The organism is Micromonospora sp. NPDC048986 (assembly GCF_040649335.1).
GTDB classification, from domain to species: Bacteria; Actinomycetota; Actinomycetes; order Mycobacteriales; family Micromonosporaceae; genus Micromonospora; species Micromonospora alfalfae.
In genome coordinates, this window is record NZ_JBEZFJ010000001.1 from 819,904 (window position 1) to 846,096 (window position 26,193).

Below are 26,193 nucleotides of genomic sequence, written 5' to 3' on the forward strand. Positions count from 1 at the left end.
GGTAGATCTTCGTTGGGTGGGCTATATCCTGAGCGCTGATCTCCCGAATGAGGATTTGATGGATGAGTTCACCTATCGCGACGGTTCCCTCTGGTGTGAAGGGGTGTCGCTGACCTCGGTTGCCGAGCGGTACGGCACACCAACATACGTCTACTCCGCGAGCACCCTGATTGATCACTACCGCCGATTCGCCAAGGCCTTCGACGCGGTCAGCCCATTGGTCTGCTTCTCAGCGAAAGCGCTGGGTAACGTACACCTGCTCCGGCTGCTGGGCCGGGAGGGCGCCGGCATCGACGCGGTCAGCGGGGGCGAGCTGCACCGGGCGATGGTGGCGGGGATCGACCCCGAGCGGACGGTGCTGGCCGGGGTGGGCAAGTCCGAGACCGAGCTTCGGGAGGCGGTCCGCCGCAACATCCGCTGCATCAACGTCGAGTCCGAGGCCGAGGTCGAGTTGCTGTCCCGGATCGCCCGCGAGGAGGGCGCACGTCCTCGGCTGGCGATCCGGGTCAACCCCGATGTCGCGCCTGACCAGCGCACCCCGGCCCGGACGACCACCGGCACCCGGGGCGGCAAGTTCGGCGTCGACATCGATCGGGCCGGCGCGCTGTTCGCGCGTGCCGCCGCCGACGAGGCGCTGCGGGTCGAGGGCTTCCACATCCACCTGGGCAGCCCGATCTTCGACCCGCAGGTCTATGCCATCGCCCTGGATCGGCTGCTCGCTCTCGTCGCCCGGATGGAGGCGGCCGGGCACCGGATCACGACGCTCAACCTGGGTGGCGGTTTTCCGGCCGAGTACATCGACCGCACCGCGCCGAGCTGGGACGATTTCGCCGAGGTGATCGTGCACCGGCTCACCGGGTTCACCCGGCAGGGCGGTCAGGTCATATTCGAGCCGGGCCGCACCATCGCCGCCAATGCCGGAATTCTGCTCAGCACGGTCCGCTATCTCAAGCAGGCCGGTGACCAACAGCTCGCGGTGATCGACGCCGGCATGACGCACATCGCCCGCGCGGCTATGTATGACAGCTACCACTTCATGTGGCCTGTGCAGCCACCCGCGGCGGCGGTCCCCAGTTCCCGTGACGTGTCCGGCGTCGAGGGTCTGACGACGTACGACGTGGTGGGCCCGATCTGCGAGTCGAGCGACTACCTGGCCCGGGGTCGGTCGTTGCCGGCGCTGAAGGCCGGCGACCACTTCGCGATCTTCACGGCTGGCGCCTACGGCATGACGATGACCAGCAACTACAACAGCCAGTTGCGCCCCGCCGAGGTGCTGGTGCACGGCGACCAGGTGTCGTTGATCCGTCGGCGGGAGACGTACGACGACCTGGTGGCGCTGGAACTGCTCGACGACGGTAGCGACCAGGACGGCTGATGAGGGACGACGTGTCGGTCACGGCCCTGCGGTCGGTCCGCGAGATCGGCGAGCAGGTGTGGAACGGCCTCGCCGAGGGTGAGGGGTTCTACCTCGGTTACCCGTGGATGGCCTGGGCCGAGACCGACCCGTCGTTCGTCACCACCTATCTGGTGGCCCGGGACGCCACGGGTGCCACGGTGGCGGCGGTGGCTACCTATCTCTGGGCCGGCGCGGGCGTTCCGTCGATGAACCTGGCGTACAGCCCGGGTCACATCGCTGAGGAGAATCTGGACCGGCCGCTGTCGGCCGAGGAGCACGCGGTGTTCCTGCCCGCGTTGCTGGTGGGTTCGCGGGCCGGCTACCACGGCGCTGTCGCCATCTCCAGGGAGTTGACCGGCGACCGGCGGGACGCCGTGCTGACCGCGCTCTTCGCCGAGGTGGAGGCACTCGCCGGGCGGCTCGGGGCGGCCAGTGTCGCGTTGCTCTACACCCCTGCGGAGCACCTGGCCGCGTACCAGGCGGCCTGGCATCGGGCGGTCGGCCCGGCCGGCCGCGGTCCGGTGGCGGCGATGCTGTCGGCCGAGGCGGTGTTGCCCGCGCCGGGCGGCGAGGTCTCCGACCGGGCCGCCGAGGCGGCGGACCGCCGGGAGTGGCGACGCGAACGCCGACGGTACGACGACGCAGTGGACCGGGTGGAGACGGTCCGGCTCTCCGAATGCGTGGACGTGATCGCGCCACTGCTCGGCGCGACCCAGCGCAAGTACGGCGGCCCGGACACCGACGCCGACATGCACAGCTACTTCGCGTCCCAGGTGCCGGCGCTGGACGCGTACAGCCTGGTGCTCCTGGAGTTCGCCGGCGACGACGTGGTCGGGTTCAGCCTCAACTACCTGTGGCCTGACGGGGTGTACGTCCGCGCGGCCGGCTTCGACCAGTTGGCGGCGGCGTACTCGTACTTCAACCTGACCATGTACCGCCCGCGCGGTCTGGCGGCTGAGCGCGGGCTGCCCCTGGTGCACCTCGGTTCGGGCACCTACGGCGCCAAGCGCGCCCGGGGTGCCGAGCCGAGGTGGACGGCGGGCCTGGTCCGGCCTCCGGTGGGCATCCCCGACGAGTTGACGCGCGCCTTCGCGATCGACGGCTCGGACTACCGGCAGGCGGTGCGGACCTGGGGCGGACCCGTCCCCACCATCCCCTCGCAGCAGGAAGGTGACCATGCACTATCGCAGGTTCGGTCGGTTGGGCTGGCAGGTCAGTGAGATCTCGTACGGCATGTGGGGGGTCGGCGGCGGCCTCCACGGTTGGACCGGCGTCGAGGACGACGAGAAGTTCGCCGCCCTCCAGCGCGCCGTAGACCTGGGCTGCAACTTCTTCGACACGGCCTGGGTGTACGGGCGCGGGCACAGCGAGCAGGTGCTCGGCGACCTGGTGCGGGCCAACCCCGGCACCCGGCTGTACGTGGCCACGAAGGTGCCGCCGAAGGACATGCGGTGGCCATCGACCCGGGACTCCACCCTCGATGACGTCTTCCCTCCGGAACACATCGAGGAGTACGTGCACAAGAGCCTGGACAATCTCGGGCTGGAGTCGATCGACCTGCTGCAACTGCACGTCTGGGAGGATTCCTGGACGGACGACCCGCGCTGGCGGGACACGCTCACCCGGTTGCGCGACGCCGGCCTGATCGGCGGGATCGGCATCTCGGTCAACCGTTGGGAGGCGTGGAACGGCGTACGGGCGATCGAGACCGGGCTGATCGATGCCGTCCAGGTCATCTACAACATCTTCGACCAGGATCCCGAGGACGAGTTGTTTCCGGCGGCCACGGCGCAGGACGTCGCGGTCATCGCCCGGGTTCCGTTCGACGAGGGCACCCTGACCGGCACGTTGACGGTGGAGTCGACGTGGCCGGAGGGGGACTGGCGCAACTCGTACTTCGTGCCGGAGAACCTGGCCGAGAGCGTCACCCGGGCCCAGTCGCTGAGCGAGGACCTGCCGCCCGGGATGCCGATGCCGGAGGCGGCGCTGCGCTTCATCCTGGCGGACCCCAGGGTCTGCACCACCATTCCCGGGATGCGACGGATCGCGCACGTCGAGAGCAACATCGCGGTGAGCGACGGGAAACCCCTGGAGCCGGAGGTGCTGGCGACACTGCGCCGGCACCGCTGGTCCCGTCAGCCGACCTGGTGGTCGCAGTAGCGGCTCTGCGTCAGGCGCTGATCGGGGTGGGCGGTGACCAGGAGTCGGCAAAGTAGACATTGATATTTACAGATGTCTATGGCTAGGCTCCTGACACCCCTCTCAGATCGGAGTCAGCGATGACCTCACGACTCAACCGGCTCGCCGTCGCGTTGCTCGCGACGACACTCGCCACCCTCGGCATCACGGTCGCCAACCCGTCGCCCGCGTCCGCCGCCATGACCATCTGCTACAACACCAGCCAGGCGGGAAGCTACGCCAGCGTCGCCAACCAGGCCGCCTCGATCTGGAACAACGCCACAGTCAACCTGACGCTCACCGCCAACTGCGGCTCCAACCTGCGCATCTACCGGATCACCGGCGGCGGCTCGTACGCCCAGCGGACCAGCCTCGGCAACGGCCGGGTCTACATCGACACCCAGCAGGCCGCCCAGTACAGCGTGCTGCGGATCATGACCCACGAGATCGGGCACATCCTCGGCCTGCCGGACAACTACAACGGAAACTGCGCGCTGCTGATGTCCGGCGGCAGCGCCGGCACCAGCTGCACCAACGCCTACCCGAGCAGCGCCGAGGCGAGCCGGGTGAGCAACCTCTTCGCCGGCACGTTCAGCGCCACCGACCGCAGCGCGGACATCTTCCGCGACAGCTGGCCGGGCGTGCTCACCCCGGTGAGCTGATCGACCTGGTAGCTGGAAGGGGCCGGCGCGTGCGCCGGCCCCTTCGTCGCGTCCTCAGCTCGGCATCGGCGTCAGCCGGGTACGCGGACCGGCCCGCAGCACACCCGACGGCAGCTTCTTGCCGAGCAACTCCTCGGCCAACTCCGCCACCTCGATGAGCGCCGGCAGGTCGATGCCGGTGTCGATGCCCATGTCGTGCAGCATGTGCACCGCCTCCTCGGTGGCCAGGTTGCCGCTCGCCCCCGGCGCGTACGGGCAGCCACCGAGGCCACCGACGCTGGCGTCGAATTCGGTCACCCCCAGCTCCAGCGCTGTCAGCAGGTTGGCCAGCGCCGTACCCCTGGTGTTGTGGAAGTGCAGCAGCACCGGCACGTGTGCGTTGCTGTCGCGTACCGCGCTCACTAGCTCGCGGACCCGACGTGGGGTGCCCATGCCTGTGGTGTCGCCGAATGCGACCCGGTCCGCGCCGTCGCGGACCACCCGGTCCACGATCCCGGCCACCCGCCGCGGGTCGACGTCCCCCTCGTACGGGCAGCCGAAGCTGGTCGCCACGATCACCTCGACCCGCGCCGACGCGCCGTGCAGCAGGTCGATCAGCTCGGCGATGTCGTCCAGCGACTCGTCGGTGGACCGGTTGACGTTGCGCCGGTTGTGCGTGTCGCTGGCCGAGACCACAACCTCGATCTCGGTGAACCCGGCGGCGAGGGCCCGCTGGGCGCCCCGGGTGTTCGGCACCAGCGCGGAGTACCGCACCCCGTCGACCTTCATCGCCCGCTGCCACACCTCGTCGGCGTCGGCCATCTGCGGAATCGCCCTGGGGTGCACGAACGACACCGCTTCGATGCGGCGTACGCCGGTGCTGGAGAGGCCGTCGAGCAGCCGCACCTTGGCGTCGGTCGGGATCGGGTCCTCGTTCTGCAGCCCGTCCCGCGGCCCGACCTCACGGATCGAGACGAAACTCGGCAGGTCCGCCATAAGGGGTCACCTCACTGTGACGAAAGCAGTGCTTGGGGGTCCTCCCAGCATGCCACCCCGCTGTTGATCAAGAGGTTTGCGTCATTCGCGGCGCAGATCCTGACGCAAACCTCTTGATCACCGGGGGTGGGCACCGGGGTGGTCAGCGCATGCGGGAGACGATGCCGGTGTCGTAGCCGCCGGAGAGGAACTCGTCGTTGGTGAGCAGCTCGGCGAAGAAGGGAACGTTGTTCTTCGGGCCCTCGATCTGGAACGCCGCGACGGCCGCCTTCGCGCGGTCGAGCGCCTCGTCGCGGGTCGCGCCGCTGACGATCAGCTTGGCCAGCAGGCTGTCGTAGAACGGGGTGACAGTGTTGCCCCCGGTGTAGCCGGAGTCCACCCGGACACCCTCACCGGTCGGCTCGACCCACGTCCTGATCACACCCGGACCCGGCAGGAAACGCTTCGGGTCCTCCGCGTTGATCCGCATCTCGATGGCGTGCCCACTCGGGGTCAACGCGTCCGGGTCGAACGTCGGCGTCAACCCGGAGGCCACCCGCAACTGCTCCTCGACCAGGTCGATGCCGTAGACGTACTCGGTCACCGGGTGCTCCACCTGCAACCGGGTGTTCATCTCCAGGAAGAAGAACTCGCCGGTGGCCGGGTCGAGCAGGCACTCGACGGTGCCCGCGTTGCGGTAGCCGACCGCCTCGCCGGCCCGCACCGCCGCCGCCAGGAGCCGGGACCGCAGCTCCGGCGAGACCGCCGGCGACGGGGACTCCTCGACCAGCTTCTGATTGCGCCGCTGCACCGAGCACTCCCGCTCGCCGAGCGCCACCACCCGGCCATCGGCCAGGCCGAGGATCTGTACCTCGACGTGTCGTACCCGGGGAAAGTACCGCTCGATCAACACCGAACCGTCGCCGAACATCCGCTCGGCGAACGCGCGCACCTTGTCGTACTCGGTGCCCAGCGCGGCCTCGTCGACCGCCACGCCCATGCCCATGCCGCCACCGCCGGCGGCGGCCTTGACCATCACCGGGTAGCCGATCTCGGCAGCGGCCGTCAGCGCAGCGTCCAGGTCGGCGGCCGGGTCGGTGGTGCCCGGTGCGACCGGCACACCGGCCGCCGCCATCAGGTTCCGGGCGTTGATCTTGTCGCCCATCGCGGTGATCGCGTCAGCGTCGGGTCCGACCCAGATCAGACCGCTCGCCTCGACGGTCCCGGCGAACTCGGCGTTCTCCGACAGGAAGCCGTACCCGGGGTGGATGGCCTGCGCACCCGTCGCCTTCGCGGCGGCGAGGATCGCCTCGGTGTTGCGGTAGCTCAGCGCCGGGTTCGGTGGGCCGATGAGGACCGCCTCGTCCGCCTCCGCGACGAATGGCAGGTCGGCGTCGGCCTCCGAGTGCACAGCGATCACGCGGATGCCGAGCCGCTTGGCGGTCCGGATGATCCGGCGGGCGATCTCGCCCCGATTGGCGACCAGCAGTGACTCGATCATGTTTCCTCCCGGCGTCCGGATGGTGGGACGATGTCAGGGAATCATGACCGACACGGTTCTGACGAGTCGGCTCAGGCGAGCAGCGCGGCCAGGGTCGCGCCGCGCAGCAGCTCGGCGCGGCGTCGCCGGTCCACCTCACCACCGAGGAACGGCGTCGAGTTCATCAGGCCGAACGCGGCGTGCGCGAGAACCCGCGCCTCACCGTCGGGCATCCCCGGGTGCAGCGCGGTGAGCACTGTCACCCACTCCTCGACGTAGAGCCGCTGCAGGCGACGGATCCGGCGCCGTGGCTCCTCGGGCAGGCGGTCCAGCTCGTGCAGGTGCAACGCGATCACCGCCGGATTGGCCAGCGCGAACTCGACGTGGAAGTCGATCAGCGACTCCAGCACGCCGCGCGGGTCGTCCGAGCGCCCGACGGCGCGTTCCCGCCCCCCGGCCAGCAACCCCTCACTGACCGGAATCAGCGCGGCGGCCAGCATGGCTTCCTTGCCTGCGAAGTGGTGGTAGAGCGCCGGACCGGTGACCCCGGCGGCGGCGCCGATGTCGTCCATCGACACGCCGTGATAGCCGCGCGCCGCGAACAGACCTACCGCGATCTCCAGGATCTCGTCCTTGCGGGACCTGCGCCGGCCCGCACCCGCCGCACCCCGTGCCTGCTGCTCCACCGTCACCGGGCAAGCCTAGACCGCGAGGAGCCCGCGATGGTTGCCGGTTACTTCCGTCCGCCCCGGGCCGGGCCGCCCCTGAACTGGCCAGGGGCGGCCGGCGAGGTCAGTCGTCCTCGTCCAGGTCGTGCTCCGCGCGCAACGCGGCGGCTTCGCCGGGTCGATCGAGCAGATCGAGCACCCGGGCCAGCAGCCAGGCCGTCTGGCGGACCTGCCGCGAGGCGGCCGGCAACCCGCCGAGCACGCGGCGCAGCAGCGGCTCCGCCTCGACCGGCCGATCCAGGCGCAACAGCAACTCACCGATCAGGGTCTCCACCTGGGCGGCCTCGCCGAACGCCTCGATCGACCGCAACCGGTCCGGCACCCCGGTGAGCCGGCCCAGCGCCTCGTCCAGTCGCTCCTCGCCGGTGAGCACCCGCGCTCCGGCCTCGGCCGCCATCGCCAGCTCGTACAGCACCGGCGGATCGGCCTGCTCGGCCAGCTTCGCCGCCAACCCGTCCACCACCTCGACAGCGCGCAAGGACGCGTCCCGGTCGTCGGCCCAGAACCAGGCGTACGTCTCCCGCCGGCGAGCACGCAGCTCGTCCAGCGGCAGGTCGCCGAGCCGGTACGCCTCGGCCGCGGCGGCGAACCGCTCGCCCGCCGCCGCGTCCCGGTCCGCGTCGTAGAGGATCCCGCCGGCCTCCTCCAGCACCTGCGCCCGGTGCGGAAGGTTGTCCGGTCCGTCCAGATTGCTGGCCAACTGCTCCAACAGCGCCAACGCGGGGTCGATCTCACCAAGTCCGGCGTAGACGCCGGCCAGCAGGTGCCGGCAGCGGTCCGCCTCCGCCTGGGCGCCCAGCCGATCCAGACCGAGCACTGCCTCCTCGGCGACCTCTGCGGCCTCGGCGAGCCGGCCCACCATCCGGTACGCGTTCGCCAGCTCCCACCGCAGGAACGCGTCCCCCTCGGCGCCCCGCTCCACGCACAACGTCACCGCCTCGACGAAGTCGTCGACCGCGTCCGGGACCCGGCCGGCCGCCAGCAACGCCCGGGCGCGGGCGACCCGGACGGGCAGCTCCGCGTCCGCCGGTGCCGCCTGCACCGCCTCGTCGCAGGCGGCCACGGCATCCGCCGGGTCGTCGACCAGCCGCGCGTACGCCAGGCAGGCACCCGTGACCACCTCGCCGACACCCAACTCCCGGCCGATCCGGCGTGCCTCGTCGACGGCGGCGCGAGCCTCGTCGACGCGGTCGGTCTGCTCCAGCAGGTGCCCCCGGTGCAGGGCGATCCGGGCCGCCAGGTGCCGATCGCCGCCCGCATCGGCCGGTACCCGGTCGAGCGCGGCGAGGGCGTCCGCCCAACGCTCGCGGTGCAGCAGCGCCAACGCCACCCGGTCGTGTCCGGCTGCCCGCTGCTGGGCGTCGCCGAGCCGGTCCAGGGCCTCGGCCGCCTCCCGGACCAGCAGCAGACCCTCCTCGGTCTCCTCGTCGGACCGGGTCAACAGCACGCCGAGCCGCCCGGCGACCGTCTGGGCCGCCACCTCTTCGTCCGCCTCCCGGTACAGCTCCAACGCCGCCCGATTCAGCTTGATCGCACCCTCGATGTCGTCCTCGTCGCCACGCTCCGACGCGCGCAACGCCAGCCGGTGCGCGGACGTGCGGGCAGGCAGCTCGGCGGTGCCGAACCGGTCGTCGAAGGCAACAAGCGCCGCCCGGAAGGTGCCCCGGTCGTGCCGGCCCCAGCTCTGCTCCGCGAGGTCCAGCAGATCGTCCGGGCCGGCGTCGGCGGGCACTGTCGCGGCGGGTCGTTCACCCTTGGCGGGGAGCCGCACGCGCCCAGCGGACGACGCCGGCGTGCCCGGCCTGGCGGCCGGCTCGTCCCCGACCGGTTGGGCCGGGCGACGGCGGACGCTCGCCGACAGCGGCACATGCTCCCCGCTCGCCTGCACGGCCAGCCGCCTGGCGATCCACTCCGACTGGTGGCTCGTGCCGTTACGGGCGTCGAACCGGGCGGCCAGACCGGCAGCGGTCTCGGCCAGCTCGTCCGCCAACGACGCCGCCGACACCGCAGCGGCCGGCCGACCCTCGGCGGCCCGGCGGTACACGGCAGACGAACCGGCCTGACGCAGCGCGGCGGCGGCCGCCGCCGCGAAGTGCATGGCGGCGGCCGGCGACGGCGGCCGGTCCAGCCAGTCCAGGTGCCGCTCGACCAGCTCGATCGCCCGCGCCTCATTGCCGGTAAGCGTGCAGAACTCGACGTGGTCCGCGATGTCCCACAGGTTGGCGAGGTTGCCGCGCAGCCGGCGGTATGCCTCCCGGTGCGCGTCCCGCGCCTCCTCGGCCCGCCCGGTCCGCAGGTACGGCAGGAGCAACGCGGTGAGGATCGACTGCGGCTGCTCGTTGCAGTTGAGCCGGCCGGCGAGCACCGGCTCGGCCAGCTCCACCGCCTCCACGTCCCGCCCGGTGTCGGCGAGGTAGCCCACCTGGCTCGTGGGGTCACACCCGGCGCAGTCGGACAGTCCGTCGCGCGGGGTGGTCTGCCAGAGCCGGTACCAGTGCGCTGCGGCCTCGACGTCGCCCACGTGGTCGGCGACCCGGAACCGGTGCTTGTGCACCGCCTGCAGGCTGTGCCCGCCGGCCCGGTAACGACGTTCCATGTCGTCCAGCACGGCGTACGTGCGGTCGAGCGGCACCTCTGGGAAGTTCAGCAACCCGTTGATCATGTACTTGAAGTGCCAGAGCAGGTTGTGCAGGTGACGCTGGTGGTACGGCTGGGGGTCACTGTCGAACTCGGACAGGCACCAGGAGAAGGTCACGAAGGACTTGGCCGGCTCGCCACCGTAGATGTAGCCGGTGGTGGCCTGCATCCGGGTGACGAATGCGAGGTGCCTGTCGTCGGCGGCGTCCACCCGGCGCAGCAACTGCTCCAGGGCGGCGATCTGCCCCGCCCCGTACGGCATGTCGGAGATGCCGCGCAGCACCCGCCACAGATCCTCGTCGCTCATGCTCACTCCCGTCCCGGAACAGCCCGGCCGAGCAGGCCGAGGAAGGAATCGTTCAGCAGCGCGGCGTCGGCAGCGCGGATCGGATGGTGGCCGAGCAGCAGCGCCTGCCCGTACAGCGCCTCGATGGCCAGACCGACCAGCTCCGGATCGCTCAGCATGGTCACCCGTCGTACCAGCGGGTTGCGGTGGTTCAGCACCAGCTGTGGACGGTCCGGCGGGGCGGTGGCGGCGAGCGCGTCGAGCACTCCACCCCACAGCTCGTCGGCCCGGTCCCGGCTGGCCGCGAGCTGGTCGTTGAACGCCGCCGACCGGCTGACCAGGTAGAGCGCGGGCAGCGAGACCGGGTCGTACGCCCGAATGACCACCTCGCAGCCGGAACGCTCGACGGCCCGCTGCGCCGCCGCGAGGAACTGTCGCAGCGCCAACTCCACCTGCGGGTCGAGCGCGTCGAACCGGGTGGTGAGGTCGCTCGGCTCCAGCCGCTCGATGAGCACCGAGCGGTCCACCACCGGCAGCCGCTCGATCAGCTCGGTGTCGTACGTGTAGCCGGCGTTGACCACCGCCAGGTCCTGCGCGGCGGCGACGGCGGCGAGCTGACGGAACTCGTCCAGGCTGGCCGCGTAGCGGACCACGCCGTAGCGCTCCCGGAACTCGGCGAGAGTCAGCGTGCCGACGTTGGTGTCCATCGGCCACCACCTGTCGACCAGCCGGAGCATCTCGTCGTCGTGCAGCGCCAGGGCCTTCACGCCGAGGTGGTGCACCTGGAGGAACTCGGCCAACCGGTGCGGGTCGTGCCGGGCCAGTCGGACCAGCCAGCCGCGCACCTGGTCGCCGAGCGCCTCCCGGGTCGCCGTCAGCAGGGTGTCCTCGTAGAGGGCCTCCCGGCTGGCGGTCGGGCGCAGTTCGGTCGCGTCCACCACGCAGTGCGCGAAGAACGCCCACTCCGGCAGCAGCCCGTCGGCGTTCTCGGTGAGCAGCATCCGCTTGAGGTAGACGCGGTGCCCGGCCCGGGCCGCCGGGTTCACCGGGGTCGGCAGGATGACGGCGACACCGGTCAGCCCGGCCTCCGGCACGGCCAGCGGCAGGACGTCGAACGGGTCCACGCCGAGTGTCTCCCGGGCGTAGCGGATCAGCGCCGCGCGGTCCAGTGGCGCTCCCGGCGTGGTCGGCCAGGGCGGTTCCCCGGTGGTGGTGACGACGTCGCCGACGCGGACGGTGACCGGCAGCAGCGCGCCGAAGAGCCGGGCCAGGTCGGTGACTGTCGCGGTGGTGAACCACTGGTCCGCGTCGCGGCGGGGCACCAGCGTGACAGTGGTGCCCGGCTCGGCGCGGGCCGCCTCCGGCGGGGCCACCGTCACCGCGTAGCGGCCGTCGGCGTACCCGGTCCAGCGAACGGTGGGGTTGTCGCCGTGCCGGGTGAACACCTGGATCTCGTCGGCCACCAGAAAGCAGGAGAGCAGACCGATGCCGAACTGGCCGAGGAACTCGTGCCGGGAGAAGCCCAGCTCGTCGCGCTTCGAGCTGCGGCCGATGGTGGCCAGCAGCTCGTGCACCTGCGCCTCGGTCAGGCCGATGCCGGTGTCGTGCACCCGTAGCGTGCCGTCGCCGGTGCTGTCCGGGGGTTCGATGCGTACCAGCGCCGGCGCGTCCGGCTCGGTCCCGCGTCGGGCGGTGATCGCGTCCACCGCGTTCTGGAGCAGCTCGCGGACGTAGACCCGCGGGCTGCCGTAGAGGTGATGACTGAGCAGGTCAACCACGCCACGTAGGTCGACCTGGAAAGTGTGGTCCACGCCTGTTGTCTCCCCGGTCCCGGTGCCGGCGCCCACCGTACCCATGATCACCGACAGGCGCGGTCCCCTTCTGCCCGGCGGCTTGACCCTCGACCCGGTCGAACCGGCACGGTCGCCGGCATGACTTCCTCCGCTCTGGGCCGGGACTTCCGGCTCCTGTGGTCCGCGGCCGTCTCGTCCCGGTTCGGGGACGCGCTGCGAACCCCGGCACTGGCCCTGCTGGCCGCGACCGCGACCCGTGATCCGCGGGTCATCGCGGCGGTCACTGTGGCCGGGCAGTTGCCGCCGCTGCTGTTCGGCCTGCTCGGCGGCGTGTACGCGGACCGCTGGGACCGCCGTCGGACGATGGCCCTCGTCGACGGGGTACGCGCGGCAGTGGTGGCGGCGCTGGCAGTCGTGGTCGCGCTCGACCGGGTCAGCGTCCTGGTGCTGCTGGTGGCGGCGTTTCTGCTCGCCACGTTGGGCACTCTCTTCGACTCCGCCTCGTTCGCGCTGCTCCCGGCGTTGGTTCCGCCGGACGCGCTGCCCCGGGCGAACGGCCGGCTCCAGGCGGGGTCGGCCGTGGCAGGTGGCTTCCTCGGAGCGCCCGCCGCCGGTGTCCTGTTCGCCGTCGCCCCGGCCCTCCCGTTCGCTCTCGACGCCGTCACCTTCGCGGCGGCCGCCCTGCTCGTGCTGGCCCTCGGTCCGCCTCCCGCCGGCACCCCGGGGACGACAGGGCGGCGCGGCTCGGTGTGGAGCGAGATCGTCGAGGGGCTGCGTTGGCTGCGGGCGCACCGGACCCTGTGGCGGGTCACGCTGCTCACCGCCGCGAGCAACCTGGCGATCAGCGGAATCATGGCGGTGCTGGTGCTCTACGCGCTGGACGTGCTGCGGGTGCCGCCGGCCGGCTACGGGCTGTTCGCCGCCGCCGCCATCGTCGGGGGCGTGGCGGGGGCGCTCGGTGCGGGGCGGCTCGCCGCCCGGTTCGGCACGGTGCCGGCGCTGCGTGCGGTGCTGGCCGTGGAGACCGTGGCGCTGACCGGTTTCGCGCTGGCTCGGCATCCGGTGTCCGGCGGGATCGCGCTCGCCGTCTTCGCCGCCGGCACTGTGGTGTGGAACAGCCTGTGGGCGTCGTACGGGCAGCGGAACGTGCCGAGCGAGTTGCTGGGCCGGGCCGGTGCGGCCCAGCGGATGGTCGGTCTGCTCAGCGCGCCGCTCGGGGCGGCGCTCGCCGGGTTGGCCGCCGCGGCGTACGGCACGGCGCCGGTGGCGGGCGGGGCGGCGGCGACGTTCGCGCTGGTCACCGTCGCCGCGTGGCGGACGCTGCGGCCGGCCGCGCCCGCTGTGTTGGGCCGCGCGGGCTAGCCCGGCGTCCGCTCCCGGTGCGACAGCCCGGACAGGCGCAGCGCGATGCGTCGGCGGGCGGGTGGAACGGCACCGAGCAGCCGGAGCAGCGCGTCGCGGGCGGGCCGACGAGCCGGGGAGACACCGGCCATCCTGGTCAGTGCGGCGGCGAAGCTCAGCACGTCCTCGGCCATCGGCCGCTGCCGGGCGGTGTAGTCGTCGAGCAGCGTCTCCGGGCCACCGTCGAGCACGTCCGCCACCGCGGTGCCGAGCGTGACAGCGTCGCAGATGCCGAGGTTCATGCCCTGCCCACCGGCCGGGCTGTGCACGTGCCCGGCGTCGCCGGCCAGCAGGACCGGCCCGGCTCGGAAGGTGTCGGCGATCCGGTGGTGCACCCGGAACCGGGAGCCCCAGAGCACCTCGGTCACCCGGTCGGGTCGTCGCGCCGGGCCGCGCTCGTCGAGCAACGCCTGAAGGTAGGCCGCATCCGGTTCGGCCGGTGCGCTGGCCACGGCGGCGACCAGCCGGACCACCCCGCCGGGCAGTGGTGCCCAGACCAGCGGCCCGGGGCGGGCGAGGAAGAGCGCGGCTTCGTCGCGCGGCAGCACGCTGCGCACCCGCACGTCGGCGAGCACGAAGGACTCCTCGTCGCTGCTGCCGGTGAAGCCGATGCCGGCCAACTGTCGGACGGTGCTGTGCAGGCCGTCCGCACCAACCACGAACCGGGCCCGCAGCGCCTCACCGTCGACCTGCGCGAGCATGCCGTCACCGGCGCGGCTCAGCCCGGTGAGCTGGCACGGCCGTCGTACCTGGACGCCACGTTCAGCCAGCTTCTCGGTGAGCACGGACTCGGTGACCGCCTGGGAGACCAGCAGCGCGTAGGGGAAGCGGGACGGCAACTCGTGGAACGGCACCGACAGCAGCACCCGGTCCCGGTCGCGCACTGTGAAGCGCGGCGTCCGCACCGCCTGGGCGATCAGCGGCGCCGCGGCGTCGATCCGGTCCAGCACCTCAAGTGTGTACGCGTGCACGACGGCCGCTCGGGAGGTCTTCGGCGGTGCGGTCAACCGGTCCAGCACTGTCACCTCGACCCCGCGCCGGGCCAGCGTCAACGCGGTGGCGAGACCGGTGGGGCCGGCGCCCACCACCAGGACGTCGGTGCTCGTGGGCAGCATGGCCACCTCCAGATCGACTGGGCCAACACCTGTTGGCAAACACTTGTTGGCAACGCTAGGGCCCTCCCAATTGCGTGTCAACAGGTGTTGGCATACGGTCGTTGGCATGACCAGCCCGACGCGCTCCCGCCGCTCCGACGCCACCCGGGCGGCGATCCTGCGAGCGGCCCGGGAACGGTTCGCGGCGGACGGCTACGAACGCGCCACGATCCGGGCCATCGCCGCCGACGCCCAGATCGACCCGTCGATGGTGATGCGCTACTACCGCAGCAAGGAAGGGCTCTTCGCGGCGGCGGCCGAGTTCGACCTACGCCTGCCCGACCTGACCTCGGTGCCGCCCGCCCACCTCGGTGAGGTGCTGGTCCGACACTTCCTCGCCCGCTGGGAGGGCGACGAGACTCTGGTGGCGCTGCTGCGAGCCGCCAGCACCAACCCCGGCGCCGCCGAACGCATGCGCGGCATCTTCGCCGACCAACTCACCACCGCCGTCGCCACGTTCGGCAGCGACCCGGCGCTGACCGCCCGACGGGCCGGCCTGGTCGCCAGCCAGATCCTCGGCCTCGCCTTCACCCGATACATCGTCCGCCTGTCCCCCATTGTGGACACCACGCCGGATGAGCTGGTCGCCTGGATCGCGCCGACCCTCCAGCGCTATCTGACCGGAACGCCACCGGGCTGACCCAACCTTTTCCCACCTCCCGTGCGTCTGCCAGATGACGCGTACTGCGCGACGGCCGGGAGGGGGGCGGATGGCGCCGACGACTGACGACGGACGCGACGGCTACCTCGCCTTCGTGGAGAACCACCAGCACCGGCTGCTCCGCGCGGCCTACCTGATCTGCGGCAACCAGCATCAGGCCGAAGACCTCCTCCAGGACGCGCTGCTGAAGCTGGCGCTGCGCTGGTCCTCGGTCCGCAACGGCGACCCGTCCGCGTACGTGCGCGCCATCCTCTACCGGGACTCGGTGTCGTGGTGGCGTCGCCGACGGCGGGAATGGCTCAGCGCCGCGCCGCCGGACCAGGTGGCCCACGACCGTGACGGCGCGTTACGGCTGACGATGCACGACGCGCTGGGCCTGCTGCCACCGCGGCAACGGGCCGTGCTGGTGTTGCGCTACTACGAGGACCTGACCGAGGTCGCCACCGCCGAGGCGCTCGGGGTGACAGTCGGCACCGTGAAGAGCCAGTGCCATGCGGCGCTGCGCCGACTCCGCGAGGTCGCCCCGGACCTCGCCCGCGATGCCCGGCCGAGCCGAGGCTCGGCCGATCTGGCCAGCGGTCTGGAGGTGAACCCGTGAACGAGCAGGAACTGCGCCGACTGCTGACCGTCAGCGTCGAGGACGTGCTCCCCAGCCAGCCGGCCGCCGCCGGATGGGAGCGGGCTCGGCGTACCCGGCGGACCCGGCGGGCCGTCGGAGTGGTCGCCCTGGCCGTGGTGCTGGTCGGTGGTGGCATGGTGGCGGCGCTGCGACCACCCACCGACCCGGCGCCGGTCCCTCCGGTCGGCCCCACTGTCACCCCGACCGTCGGCCCCTCCCACGCGGGGCCGGTGCAGCGACCACCCGCCGAGCTGACCTTCCCGCCCGATCCGTTGGCCAAGCTCGGCGACCCGGCGACAGTGCCGCTCTCCGAGCGACCGGTCCAGCGGGCACTGGCACTGTTCCAGCCGCTGGACGAGGAGTACCACGCGAACGGCCCGGTCCGGGTGCTCGGCAACGACGGCGTGACACGCAGCCTCGACGTGGTGACGCTGGCACCGACCCGGGACGCGAGCGGCAACGAGGCGCCCGCGCTGAAGCCGGGAATGCTGTCGCCGGACGGCCGGACGGCAGCGTTCGCGCAGACCAAAGAGCTGATCCTGATCGACCTCACCACGGCGGCCGTCCGCCGGATACCGCTCGACGGCTACCTGGAGTTGGTGGTGTGGGCGCACGACCGGGTGCTGGTCGGAGGCGACGACCGGACGTACGCGGTGGACGTGGTCACCGGGGCGGCCAGCACGATCGACGTGTCGACCTGGGAATTGATCACACCCGACCCGGCCGCCGGCGGGGAGGCCCCGTTGATCGACGTGTACGGCGAGCGGACCGGCCTGACACTACGCAGCCGGACCGCACGGGAGGGCGAACTCCGCTCCGAACAGCCGGTCAACGCCTCGGCGCTGCCCTCGCCGTACCAGGTCAACGAGTTCTACGGCCGGGGCTGGCTGCACGGCGAGCGCCTGGCGCGGGCAGCCTGGATCATCAACAGCGAGATCGACGGTGCCGAGGCGGCGGCGGTGCTGGACGCGCGGACCGGCGCCGTGCTCCACCTGCTCGACCTGGGCCGGGAACGCGGCAAGGGCTGCTGCGAGGTGCTGGGTTGGGACAGCAGGGGCGCGATCCTGCTCCGACTGGAACCGGCCGCCCTGGCGCGCTGGCACCCGGAGACCGGCGAGATCACCGGCATCGTCCGCGACCTGCGCGGCGTGTTCGCACTCGCCAGCTGACAACTGTCGCGTGGTCCCGACGTGATCGACTCGGGTTCATTGACATCGCGGTGTCCGAGCGAGCGGGACACCCCGACATCAGGAAACCCGAGTCGATCACACGATGACCGGTCAGACGGCCAGGCCGCCGGGCTGGTCGCCCTTGACGACGGGTGCCCGGACCAGGTTGCCCCACTCGGTCCACGAGCCGTCATAGTTGCGCACCTGCGGGTAGCCCAACAGGTGCCGCAGCACGAACCAGGTGTGGCTGGACCGCTCGCCGATGCGGCAGTACGCGATCACGTCGTCGTCCGGGCTCAGCCCGAGCTGGTCGGCGTAGATCGCCTTCAGCTCGTCGGCCGACTTGAAGGTGCCGTCCTCGTTGGCGGCGGACTTCCACGGCTTGCTGACCGCGCCCGGGATGTGTCCGCCGCGCAGCGCACCCTCCTGCGGGTAGTCCGGCATGTGCAGCATCTCGCCCGTGTACTCACCCGGCGACCGGACGTCGACGAGCGGCCGGCCGGAGGCGACGTGCGCCATGACCTGTTCGCGGAAGGCCCGCAGCGGCGCGTCGTCGCGCAGCGGCACCGGGTAGTCGGCGCGCGGGCGGGCCGGCTTGTCGCGGGTCACCTCGCGTCCCTCGGCGATCCACTTCTGCCGGCCGCCGTCGAGCATCCGCACGTCGGCGTGGCCGAAGAGCGAGAACACCCAGAGGGCGTACGTGGCCCACCAGTTGAAGTTGTCGCCGTAGAAGACGACGGTGTCGCCCCGGCCGATGCCCTTCGCGGCACACATCTCGGCGAAACTCTTGGCGTCCAGGTAGTCGCGGGTCACCTGATCGTTCAGCTCCAGGTGCCAGTCGACCTTGACCGCACCGGGAATGTGACCGGATTCGTAGAGCAGCACGTCCTCGTCGGACTCGACGACGACGAGGCCCTCGTCGCCCAGATGCGCGGCCAGCCACTCGGTGGTGACCAGCCGCTGCGGGTCCGCGTACGACTGGAGGCGGGGATCGGGATCGTTCGGCACAGACATGATCCCCAAGGTACGCCGTTCAGGCGCGGCGGTGGGCGATCCGACCAGCGACCACTGTCACCAGACAGGCCCCGTCGACGCCGTGCACCGCGAGGTCGGCCCGCCCGGCCGACCGCAGCGTCGGCGCCACGGCGGTGGCCAGCACCAGCAGGTCGCTGCGCTCGGCGGCGGCCCGCAGGGCGGGGTCGGCCAGGTGTTCCGCCAGCACCGCCGTCACCCCGGTACGCAGCAGCGCGTGCACCCGCTCGCGCGGGGTCGGCGCGGCCGGCAGCGGACCGTCGTGCAGCAGACCCGGCCCCAGAGCGCCGGGCCAGCGGCGAACCCGGGCGTTGGCGTACGCCGAACTCAGCTCGGCCAGTGGGCCGACGGCCTCGATCCGGTCGCCACTGACGAGTACGGCGTGGTCGGGCAACGACTCGCCGTCCCGGTCGCGGCGCAGCAGGGCCGCCGCGTGCAGGGTGATCATGATCAGTCGACGAGCGGGCCGAGTTGCGGGCGCTTCGCCGTCACCGTGTCGCCGGACGACCGACCGGTCAACCGCCGCTTCACCCAGGGGGCGAGGTACTGGCCGGCCCACCGCAGGTCGGAGGCGCGGGCCGCCAGCCACGGCGACGGCGCCGGGTGTGGCGGAACCATCAGCCACTCCTCGTCGCAACCAACCCCGAGGGCGTTCAACACCTGCCCGGCGACCCGGCGATGCCCGGCCGGGGAGAGGTGCAGCCGGTCGGTGCTCCAGAGCATGGGATTGAGGAACGTGTCGTCGGCGTACAGGTCGACCATGATGGCGCCGTGCCGCTCGGCGGTTTCGCCGACCGCCTGGTTGAGCAGCTGCACCCGGGGGGCGACGAGGCGTTGGCCGGGCAGTCGGGCCATCACGTCAGCGAACCGGAAGAGGAGCACGTCCGCGCCGCCCGAGCGCAGTTGCCGGACCACCTCGTCGAAGCGGGCGACCAGCGTGTCCGGGTCGAAGGTGCGCCGCAGCACATCGTTGCCACCGGCCGCAAAACTGATCAGATCCGGCTTCATCGCCACAGCGGAGGGCACCTGCTCGGCGACCACGCTGGGGAAGAGCCGGCCCCTGATGGCCAGGTTCGCGTACCGGAAGTCGGGCCCCGCGTCGGCGGCGAGCCGGGTCGCCACCAGGTCCGCCCAACCCCGGAAGGTGCCATCCGGGTACGCGTCGTCCATACCCTCGGTGAAGCTGTCCCCGACCGCGACAAAACTGCGCCAGCGCACCCGCGCCCCCTCACGCCTTCGTTGCCTGCGGCGACCAGTCTGGCACCGGACTCGCGACGCGTGGTGCCCCGATCCGCAGACGTGTCGGACGTCATGGCACGCACAACGGGCGGGACCGGCCACCCCCGTGAGTGGCCGGTCCCTCGTACCCGGTGACGCCGCACCGGGAGCTCAGCCCAGCAGACCACCCCACGGCTGGCCGGCGGGCGCCGACGCGGTGGCCAGCACCCGGCCGTTGGCGGCGTACCGGACCAACCGGTACGCCGGCGCGCCGTCGGCCGGCGTCCCCGCGTCGACCTGCACCACCAGAGCGCCGTCGGCGAGCACAACACCGTCGATGGCCTGGCCGTGCCCGGTCGGCTGCTTCCACGCCGGGTCCAACGGCGCCAACTCGGTGACCGCCCCGCTGACGGCGTCGAGCCGGTAGTTGCGGAACCGCCAGCCACAGGCACAACCCCCGGGGCTGGTCGTGTGGGCGCTGATCACCAGCGTCCGGCCGTCGCCGGAGATCGCCGCCACTGCACCGATGACGAGGCCGGCGGGGAGGCGCGGGCTGACCGCCCGTCGGACGCCTCGCTCGTCAGAGATCGCCACGGTCTGCTCGCCGACCTGGGCGATCCATCCACCGGACACCGTCGGGCACTTCGGGTGGTGGGTGGCGAGCACCTTGCGCCCGGTCCCGTCGGCGTTGACCGCGATGAGCGTTAGCTCCTTCTCCGGCCCCAGGCCGTACAGCACCCGCCCGGAGTCGAGCCAGCTCGGCGCGCACGTCTGCTGACCCTGGGTCGGGATGACATGCCGCTTCGTGCCGTCGAACTCGCTGATCACCAGCCGGCGGGCAGAGGCTTCCATCCAGGCTGCCCGTCGGCCGTCCGGCGAGACGGCGAGCGGGCCATTGAGGTTCTTGCTGTTCTCGGGGCGGCCCGAACGCACCAACTGCCAGCTCCCACCGGGGGTACGCCGCCAGATCCGGGCCGGATCGTTCTGCTTCTGGCCGTGCTCCTCAGCGGTGTACCAGGTGAGCTGCGGCCACTGCGTCGAGCCGACCGCCGGGCGGGCCGGCGCGACGGCCGAGGCCGCATCCGGCACGGAGCCGCCCGTGCCGGCGGCCGGGGTGTCACCGGTCGCGGGAGCGGGGGTGGCGGTAGCGGTGCCGGTGACGCTTTCGGCCGGAGCGGGCGCAGTCTTCGGGTCGGCGGTGCCGCAAGCCGCGGCACCGAACGCCAGGAGCAGCAGTGCGGCGGTACCGGCAAGCGCGCCGGAACGGCGGGCCGAGGCGGGGCGGGTGCTGTGGGTGGTGTGGGTGAACGGGCCGAGGTTCATCGATTCAATCCTTTGTGGAGGCTTATCGTGCCTGACACCACCCAAGACGAGCGCCTGGCCGTGGCGAGTTGCCGCCGCGGCGCGCTACTACCGGACAGTCGGATCCGCTCGCACCGGCAACCTTTTCCGCAGTTCACCGACCGTGATCAACACCGACTCCGCAGCGGTGCGCAGACGCAGAAAGGGCGGGCCACCCGAGGGTGACCCGCCCTTTCTCGCGCCGATCGTTCAGTCGACGACGGCCAGGATCTGCATGTCCTTCAGACTCGCCGGCTCGGCGGTCTCGGAGATTTTCTTCCCGTCCTCGTCCACCAGCAGCACCGCGTGTCCGCTGCCGGTCTTGACCCGCACGACCATCGAGCCGTCGGTCTGGAAGTAGACCTGCTCCAGCGTGCGCCCACCCAACGGCAACGAGACCTGCTTGCCCGTACGGGTGTCCAGCACAACGTTGACCCGCAGATCACGAGCCACGTCGCCGGCATCCCCATCCTGCTTGTGCCGCAGCAGCGCGACCAGCGAGCCATCCGGGGCGAGACTGACGACGTCGTCGGTTTGCCATCCGTCTTCGGAGAAGCCGGGGACAACCCGCTTCTTCGTGCCGTCCGCGCCGTAGAGCGTGACCCCGTAGTCGATGGTCATGGCGATGGTCTTACCGTCCGCCGACCAGACGGCGTTGCAGGCCCTGGTTTCCATGGTCCACCAACGCACGGTCTTTTTCGCCGAGCGCATGTCCAACATGCCGTACCGACCGGGACCCACTTCTGCTATCTCACGGAACAGCAACTGCCGCCGGTCCGGCGACCATGCCGCGCCGACGCAATACGCATCGACACTTGAGCGGATTGCTTGCCTGTCGGAGCCGTCGGCGTCGGAGACGACGAGGTCATTGTTGTCGTCCACCCAAGCCACCCGGTGGCCGTCCGACGAGACGCTCAAGTTGCCCTTGAACGCGATGTCGGGCAGAGCCAGCAAACGCACCGAACTGTCACCCGGACGCCAGGACCGCAGGTTCGCGGTCTTTACCTGGGCGACGCTGGCGGGGCCGTAGAAGAGCTTGCCGAACTGCACGGACGGCGTGTTCGTGCTGGACCCGCCGCTGGGTGGGGCGCCGGGCGTGTCGCCGGCGCTGTTGGACGGCGTCGGGGTGGGCGACGCCGACGGCGTCGGCGTCGCGGTGACCGACGGGGTGTCAGCCGGCAGCGGGTTCGGGGACTGGTCAGGGCGGATGGCGAGGGCGGTGCCGGCCGCCGCCGCGATCAGCACCAGCGCGGCGGCCGATGTGGCCACCGCCCGCTGGATACCGAGCCGCCGCGACGTGCGCAGCGTACGGTCCCGCAGGTCGACGGAGGTGACCTCGTCGGCCAGGGCGGTCAGGTCGAGCCGGAGGCGCTGGTCGTTCATCGGGTACTCCCTTCCAGGACGTACAGCTCGGCGAGTTCGGGCGCGACGGTGCGCAGCCTGGCCAGTGACTTGGCCGTCTGGCTCTTCACGGTGCCGATCGTGACGCCGAGCAGGTCCGCCGCCTCCGCCTCGGTGCGGTCCTCGAAGAACCGCAGCACCAGCACGGCGCGTTGCTTCGGGGAGAGCTTCGCCAGTGCCGCCCGCAGGGTGAGCCGCAGACTGGTCTGGTGGGCGTGGTCCGGGGCCGAGTCGCCTCCGCGTGGCTCGGGCAGGTCGCCCGGCATCGACTCGGGTACCCGGCGCCGTCGCCACCAGGACACCTGTAGGTGGTACATGGTCTTGCGGGTGTACGCCTCGGCGTTGCCGCTGTGGTGCAGGCGGTTCCAGGAGCGGTGGGTCCGGGCCAGGGCCGACTGAACGAGGTCCTCGGCCAGGTGCTGGTCGCCGGTGAGCAGGTAGGCCGAGCGCAGTAGCGCCGGCGTGCGGGAACGGACGAACGAGTCGAACTCACTCAGCAGAGGGTCCACACGGGCCAATCCTTCAGGTCGGGGTGCGAGGGCCTGGTGTCATTGCAGACGTCGGGAACGGCATTGATGGTTGCCGGCGACGGGTGCGGCGCGGATCGAAATGGATCGCTCATCCTGCCGCACCGGCCGTAGGCTGCGCGGATGCTGCTACGCATGTCGACCCTGTTGCTGCGGACCCTGCGCGAGGATCCGGCCGACGCGGAGGTGCCGAGCCATCGGCTGCTGCTGCGCGCCGGCTACATCCGTCGTGCCGCACCGGGCGGCTACACCTGGCTGCCGCTGGGCAAACTGGTGCTTGATCGGATCACCGAGGTGGTACGCGCCGAACTGCTGGCGATCGGCGACCAGGAGGTGCACTTCCCGGCGTTGCTGCCCGCCGAGCCGTACCGCACCAGCGGCCGGTGGACGGAGTACGGCGACGACATCTTCACCCTCGCCGATCGGCGCGGTGCCGAGCACCTGTTGGCGCCCACCCACGAGGAGATGGCGGCGCTGCTGGTCAAGGACCTGTTCACCTCGTACCGGGACTTCCCGGTGACGCTGTTTCAGGTGCAGACGAAGTTCCGCGACGAGGCGCGGCCGCGCGCCGGGTTGCTACGCGGTCGGGAGTTCCTGATGAAGGACGCGTACTCCTTCGACCTGGACGAGGCGGGGCTGCGGGAGGCGTACGGGCGGCATCGCGCCGCGTACCAGCGGATCTTCGACCGGTTGGGGCTGGACTACACGGTGGTGCAGGCGATGTCCGGCGCGATGGGCGGCTCCGCGTCGGAGGAGTTCCTGGCGGCGACACCGGTCGGCGAGGACACCTTCGTCGGCTGCACCTCCTGCGACTTCGCGGCGAACACCGAGGCGGTGGTCACCCGGGTGCCGAGCGCCGGTGACCCGGGCGCGCAGCCGGCCGTCGAGGTGCACGACACTCCGGAGACGCCGACGATCGCGAGCCTGGTGGAGTTGGCCAACGCGCGCCGGTTGGGCGGCCGGGACGGCTGGACCGCCGCCGACACCCTGAAGAACGTCGTGCTGTCAGTTCGTCAACCGGGTGCCGACCGGGGCGAGCTCCTGGTGATCGGGCTGCCCGGTGACCGGGAGGTCGACCTGAAGCGGGTCGGTGCCGCACTGCACCCGGCACAGGTGACCGTCTTCGAGGAGTGGGCAGAGCATCCGGAGCTGGTTCGCGGCTACATCGGACCGCAACTGTTCGACAAGCTTGGCGTCCGCTACCTGGTCGACCCTCGGGTGGTGGCCGGGTCTGCCTGGCTGACCGGGGCGAACGAGCCGGGCCGACACGCGACCGACGTGGTGTGCGGACGTGACTTCACCCCCGACGGCACCATCGAGGCGGCCGACGTCCGCGCCGGCGACCCCTGCCCGGAGTGCGAGGCGGGTGAGCTGACCATCAGGCGGGGCATCGAGATCGGGCACATCTTCCAGCTCGGCCGCCGCTTCACCGACGCCTTCGCCGTCGACGTGCTCGGGCCGGCCGGCAAGCCGGTCCGGCCGACGATGGGCTGCTACGGCATCGGGGTGTCCCGGGCGGTGGCGGCAGTGGCCGAGCAGCACCACGACGACCGGGGACTGGTCTGGCCGGCGGCGGTCGCGCCGTGTGACGTACACCTGGTGGTTGCGGGCAAGGGCCCGCAGCTCGACGCGGCGCTGGAGCTCGGCGGGCGCCTCGCCGCCGCCGGCCTGCGGGTGCTTGTCGACGACCGCACGCACGTCTCCGCCGGGGTCAAGTTCACCGACGCCGAGCTGATCGGCATCCCCCGGGCCGTCGTGGTCGGCCGCCGGCTCGCCGAGGGGTACGTCGAGCTGCGCGAGCGGGCCGGCGACGGGCGCACCGAGCTGCCGCTGGACGGCCTGGTGGATCGACTCGTCCACCAGGTAAGCCAGGAACGTGCGAGCCTGGTGTAGCTGCCGCGTCACGGGGTAGTGCTGTCGGATCGGGTGGAAACGTCTTCGGAGGCTCTCATGACCGGTTACCGGGTCAGCGACGTGATGACCAAGCAGGTCGTGTACCTGCCGGCCGAGACCACCCTGGACGAGGCGGCCAGGGTGATGAAGGAGGCCGACATCGGTGATGTGGTGGTCACCGACGGCGCCAGCCTCGCCGGCATGCTCACCGACCGGGACATCGTGGTGCGGGCCGTGGCGGAGAACAGCTCCCCTGCGGCCACCACCATCGGCTCGATCGTCACCCGCGAGGTCGTCATGATCGAGCAGCACTGCACTGCGGGCGAGGCGGCGGCGCTCATGCGGGACCGAGGCATCCGACGGGTGCTGGTCTGTGACAGTGACCGCAAGCTGGTGGGGATCGTCTCGCTCGGCGACCTGGCCATGCAGCTCGACCCCACCAGCGCGCTCAGCGAGATCAGCGAGCAGTCGCCCACCGTGTGACAGGGGCCCCGGCACGACGGCGGTAACCTCGACACATGGCTGACATGCCGGCCCGACTGGCCGAGATCGTCGACGAGTTCGCCGCCGCGCCGCGCGACCTGGTTCTGGAGATGCTCCTGGAGTACGCGGACGTCATCCCGGTGCTGCCGGAGGGCACCGCGGAGCGCGAGGGCATGGAGCAGGTGCCCGAGTGTCAGACGGCGTTCTTTCTGCGCGCCCGGGTGACCCCGGAAGGCACAGTCGAGACGCTCTTCGACTGCCCGCCGGAGGCGCCCACCACCCGGGCGTTCGCCGGGATCCTCGCCGAAGGGCTGGCGGGCGCGAGCCCTCAGCAGGTGCTGGATGTGCCGGACGACCTCTACCAGCGGATGGGTCTGGCGCAGGCGATCAGCCCGCTGCGGATTCGTGGCGGCACGGCGATCCTGGGCCGCCTGAAGCGGCAGGTCCGGGAACAACTGGGCTGACCGCGAGGTTGCCACCGATCATGGAGATCGAGATCTACGCGGACGTCATCTGCCCGTGGTGCTACATCGGCAAGCGCCGCCTGGATCAGGCCCTCGCCAGCTACGAGGGTGCGGTGACGGTCCGCTACCGGCCGTTCCAGCTCGACCCGTCGCCGGTGCCGCAACCTCAGCCGCTGGTGCAGGCGCTGGCCGCCAAGTTCGGCGGCCCGGAGCGCGCCCGGCAGATGGTCGACCACGTGACCCAGGTCGCGGCGGCCGACGGGCTGCGGCTCGACTACGACCGCGCGGTGATCGCCAACACCTTCGATGCGCACCGGCTGGTCGCCTGGGCGACCGATCAGGGCAGGGCGGCCGAGATGGTGGAGGCGCTCTACCAGGCGCACTTCAACCACGGGGTCGACGTCGGCTCGCGGGAGGCGCTGGCCACCCTGGCCGGTGAGATCGGCCTCGACGCGGCCGACGCGCGCCGGTTCCTCGACTCCGACGAGCGCGTCGCCGACGTCGCCGCCGGGCTGGCCGCCGCCCGGGATCTGGGCATCACCAGCGTGCCGACCTTCGTGCTGGCCGGGAAGTACGCGGTCTCCGGTGCGCAGGAGGTGCAGACGTTGCTCGCCGCGTTCGCCGAGGTCGAGCAGCGCGAGTCCGCAGCGCACTCACACTGAGTCATCGGCGGCCGGGCGGCCGGCATCGATGATCACGATGTTTCACGTGCAACA

General features: G+C 71.6%; 24 protein-coding genes. 12 read left to right on the top strand and 12 right to left on the bottom strand.

The features are described from left to right. Nucleotides 1–58: 58 nt before the first annotated feature. From lysA to AB0B94_RS03820, 4 genes are all read left to right on the top strand, one after another. Nucleotides 59–1,375, top strand: coding sequence for a diaminopimelate decarboxylase (gene lysA / locus AB0B94_RS03805; RefSeq protein ID WP_357267971.1), 1,317 nt, complete (start codon nucleotides 59–61; stop codon nucleotides 1,373–1,375). Next, nucleotides 1,375–2,616: a GNAT family N-acetyltransferase gene (locus AB0B94_RS03810; protein WP_357267973.1), complete on the top strand. Its 1,242-nt coding sequence runs from the start codon at nucleotides 1,375–1,377 to the stop codon at nucleotides 2,614–2,616. The genes lysA and AB0B94_RS03810 overlap by 1 nt, the downstream gene beginning before the upstream one ends. Continuing rightward, nucleotides 2,573–3,556 (top strand): aldo/keto reductase, encoded by a 984-nt coding sequence (locus AB0B94_RS03815; protein ID WP_357267975.1) that lies wholly within the window; start codon nucleotides 2,573–2,575, stop codon nucleotides 3,554–3,556. Before AB0B94_RS03810 ends, AB0B94_RS03815 begins: the two co-directional genes overlap by 44 nt. 119 nt (nucleotides 3,557–3,675) lie before the next feature. After that, nucleotides 3,676–4,236 (top strand): snapalysin family zinc-dependent metalloprotease, encoded by a 561-nt coding sequence (locus AB0B94_RS03820; protein ID WP_357267977.1) that lies wholly within the window; start codon nucleotides 3,676–3,678, stop codon nucleotides 4,234–4,236. Between the two features lie 54 nt (nucleotides 4,237–4,290). Here AB0B94_RS03820 and AB0B94_RS03825 read toward each other — a convergent pair whose 3' ends face one another. From AB0B94_RS03825 to AB0B94_RS03845, 5 genes are all read right to left on the bottom strand, one after another. Further along, nucleotides 4,291–5,211: a hydroxymethylglutaryl-CoA lyase gene (locus tag AB0B94_RS03825; protein ID WP_357267979.1), complete on the bottom strand. Its 921-nt coding sequence runs from the start codon at nucleotides 5,209–5,211 to the stop codon at nucleotides 4,291–4,293. A 142-nt stretch (nucleotides 5,212–5,353) separates the two neighbouring features. After that, complete coding sequence (locus tag AB0B94_RS03830; protein WP_357267981.1) at nucleotides 5,354–6,691, bottom strand: biotin carboxylase N-terminal domain-containing protein; 1,338 nt, start codon at nucleotides 6,689–6,691, stop codon at nucleotides 5,354–5,356. A gap of 71 nt (nucleotides 6,692–6,762) precedes the next feature. Further along, on the bottom strand, nucleotides 6,763–7,362 hold the full coding sequence (locus AB0B94_RS03835; RefSeq protein ID WP_238669677.1) for a TetR/AcrR family transcriptional regulator: 600 nt from the start codon (nucleotides 7,360–7,362) through the stop codon (nucleotides 6,763–6,765). Between the two features lie 100 nt (nucleotides 7,363–7,462). Continuing rightward, nucleotides 7,463–10,342, bottom strand: a complete 2,880-nt coding sequence (locus AB0B94_RS03840) for a hypothetical protein (protein ID WP_357267983.1) — start codon at nucleotides 10,340–10,342, stop codon at nucleotides 7,463–7,465. A 2-nt stretch (nucleotides 10,343–10,344) separates the two neighbouring features. Beyond that, entirely contained in the window at nucleotides 10,345–12,132 is a 1,788-nt protein-coding gene (locus AB0B94_RS03845; RefSeq protein ID WP_357267985.1) for an HSP90 family protein, read from the bottom strand. A 120-nt stretch (nucleotides 12,133–12,252) separates the two neighbouring features. On the opposite strand from AB0B94_RS03845, the gene AB0B94_RS03850 reads away from it, so the two are divergent. After that, a complete protein-coding gene (locus AB0B94_RS03850) occupies nucleotides 12,253–13,476 on the top strand; it encodes an MFS transporter (RefSeq protein WP_357267988.1) in 1,224 nt (407 codons plus the stop codon). Here the strand turns inward: AB0B94_RS03850 and AB0B94_RS03855 are convergent. Beyond that, nucleotides 13,473–14,630 carry an FAD-dependent oxidoreductase gene (locus AB0B94_RS03855; RefSeq protein WP_357267990.1) on the bottom strand — a complete coding sequence of 386 codons (1,158 nt, stop codon included), beginning with the start codon at nucleotides 14,628–14,630 and terminating at the stop codon, nucleotides 13,473–13,475. The genes AB0B94_RS03850 and AB0B94_RS03855 overlap by 4 nt on opposite strands. Nucleotides 14,631–14,736: 106 nt before the next feature. Here AB0B94_RS03855 and AB0B94_RS03860 point away from each other — a divergent pair, with 106 nt between their 5' ends. The 3 genes from AB0B94_RS03860 to AB0B94_RS03870 all read left to right on the top strand — a co-directional run bounded on the left by AB0B94_RS03860 (nucleotide 14,737) and on the right by AB0B94_RS03870 (nucleotide 17,118). Then, nucleotides 14,737–15,309, top strand: coding sequence for a TetR family transcriptional regulator (locus AB0B94_RS03860; protein ID WP_357267992.1), 573 nt, complete (start codon nucleotides 14,737–14,739; stop codon nucleotides 15,307–15,309). A gap of 70 nt (nucleotides 15,310–15,379) precedes the next feature. Next, nucleotides 15,380–15,928, top strand: a complete 549-nt coding sequence (locus AB0B94_RS03865) for a SigE family RNA polymerase sigma factor (RefSeq protein ID WP_238669671.1) — start codon at nucleotides 15,380–15,382, stop codon at nucleotides 15,926–15,928. Next, nucleotides 15,925–17,118 (top strand): hypothetical protein, encoded by a 1,194-nt coding sequence (locus tag AB0B94_RS03870; protein WP_357267994.1) that lies wholly within the window; start codon nucleotides 15,925–15,927, stop codon nucleotides 17,116–17,118. Before AB0B94_RS03865 ends, AB0B94_RS03870 begins: the two co-directional genes overlap by 4 nt. 111 nt (nucleotides 17,119–17,229) lie before the next feature. Here AB0B94_RS03870 and AB0B94_RS03875 read toward each other — a convergent pair whose 3' ends face one another. The 6 genes from AB0B94_RS03875 to AB0B94_RS03900 form a co-directional block, all read right to left on the bottom strand. Next, nucleotides 17,230–18,132: a sulfurtransferase gene (locus AB0B94_RS03875; protein WP_357267996.1), complete on the bottom strand. Its 903-nt coding sequence runs from the start codon at nucleotides 18,130–18,132 to the stop codon at nucleotides 17,230–17,232. Between the two features lie 19 nt (nucleotides 18,133–18,151). Next, entirely contained in the window at nucleotides 18,152–18,598 is a 447-nt protein-coding gene (locus AB0B94_RS03880; RefSeq protein ID WP_357267998.1) for a hypothetical protein, read from the bottom strand. Nucleotides 18,599–18,600: 2 nt separating this feature from the next. Then, the gene (locus AB0B94_RS03885; RefSeq protein ID WP_112583954.1) at nucleotides 18,601–19,368 is read right to left on the bottom strand and encodes an SGNH/GDSL hydrolase family protein; all 768 of its coding nucleotides are present in this window, start codon (nucleotides 19,366–19,368) and stop codon (nucleotides 18,601–18,603) included. 171 nt (nucleotides 19,369–19,539) lie between these two features. Next, nucleotides 19,540–20,691 (bottom strand): hypothetical protein, encoded by a 1,152-nt coding sequence (locus tag AB0B94_RS03890; protein ID WP_357268001.1) that lies wholly within the window; start codon nucleotides 20,689–20,691, stop codon nucleotides 19,540–19,542. A gap of 228 nt (nucleotides 20,692–20,919) precedes the next feature. Further along, on the bottom strand, nucleotides 20,920–22,092 hold the full coding sequence (locus AB0B94_RS03895; RefSeq protein ID WP_357268003.1) for a hypothetical protein: 1,173 nt from the start codon (nucleotides 22,090–22,092) through the stop codon (nucleotides 20,920–20,922). Next, entirely contained in the window at nucleotides 22,089–22,619 is a 531-nt protein-coding gene (locus AB0B94_RS03900; RefSeq protein WP_238669665.1) for a SigE family RNA polymerase sigma factor, read from the bottom strand. The genes AB0B94_RS03895 and AB0B94_RS03900 overlap by 4 nt, the downstream gene beginning before the upstream one ends. Before the next feature lie 141 nt (nucleotides 22,620–22,760). Here AB0B94_RS03900 and AB0B94_RS03905 point away from each other — a divergent pair, with 141 nt between their 5' ends. The 4 genes from AB0B94_RS03905 to AB0B94_RS03920 are packed head-to-tail and all read left to right on the top strand — an operon-like array spanning nucleotide 22,761 to nucleotide 26,139. Further along, a complete protein-coding gene (locus tag AB0B94_RS03905) occupies nucleotides 22,761–24,530 on the top strand; it encodes a proline--tRNA ligase (protein WP_357268005.1) in 1,770 nt (589 codons plus the stop codon). A gap of 57 nt (nucleotides 24,531–24,587) precedes the next feature. Next, complete coding sequence (locus tag AB0B94_RS03910; protein ID WP_030487636.1) at nucleotides 24,588–25,013, top strand: CBS domain-containing protein; 426 nt, start codon at nucleotides 24,588–24,590, stop codon at nucleotides 25,011–25,013. Nucleotides 25,014–25,048: 35 nt separating this feature from the next. Then, nucleotides 25,049–25,477, top strand: a complete 429-nt coding sequence (locus AB0B94_RS03915; RefSeq protein WP_357268009.1) for a SufE family protein — start codon at nucleotides 25,049–25,051, stop codon at nucleotides 25,475–25,477. Nucleotides 25,478–25,497: 20 nt separating this feature from the next. Further along, the gene (locus AB0B94_RS03920) at nucleotides 25,498–26,139 is read left to right on the top strand and encodes a DsbA family oxidoreductase (protein ID WP_357268011.1); all 642 of its coding nucleotides are present in this window, start codon (nucleotides 25,498–25,500) and stop codon (nucleotides 26,137–26,139) included. Nucleotides 26,140–26,193: the final 54 nt, after the last annotated feature.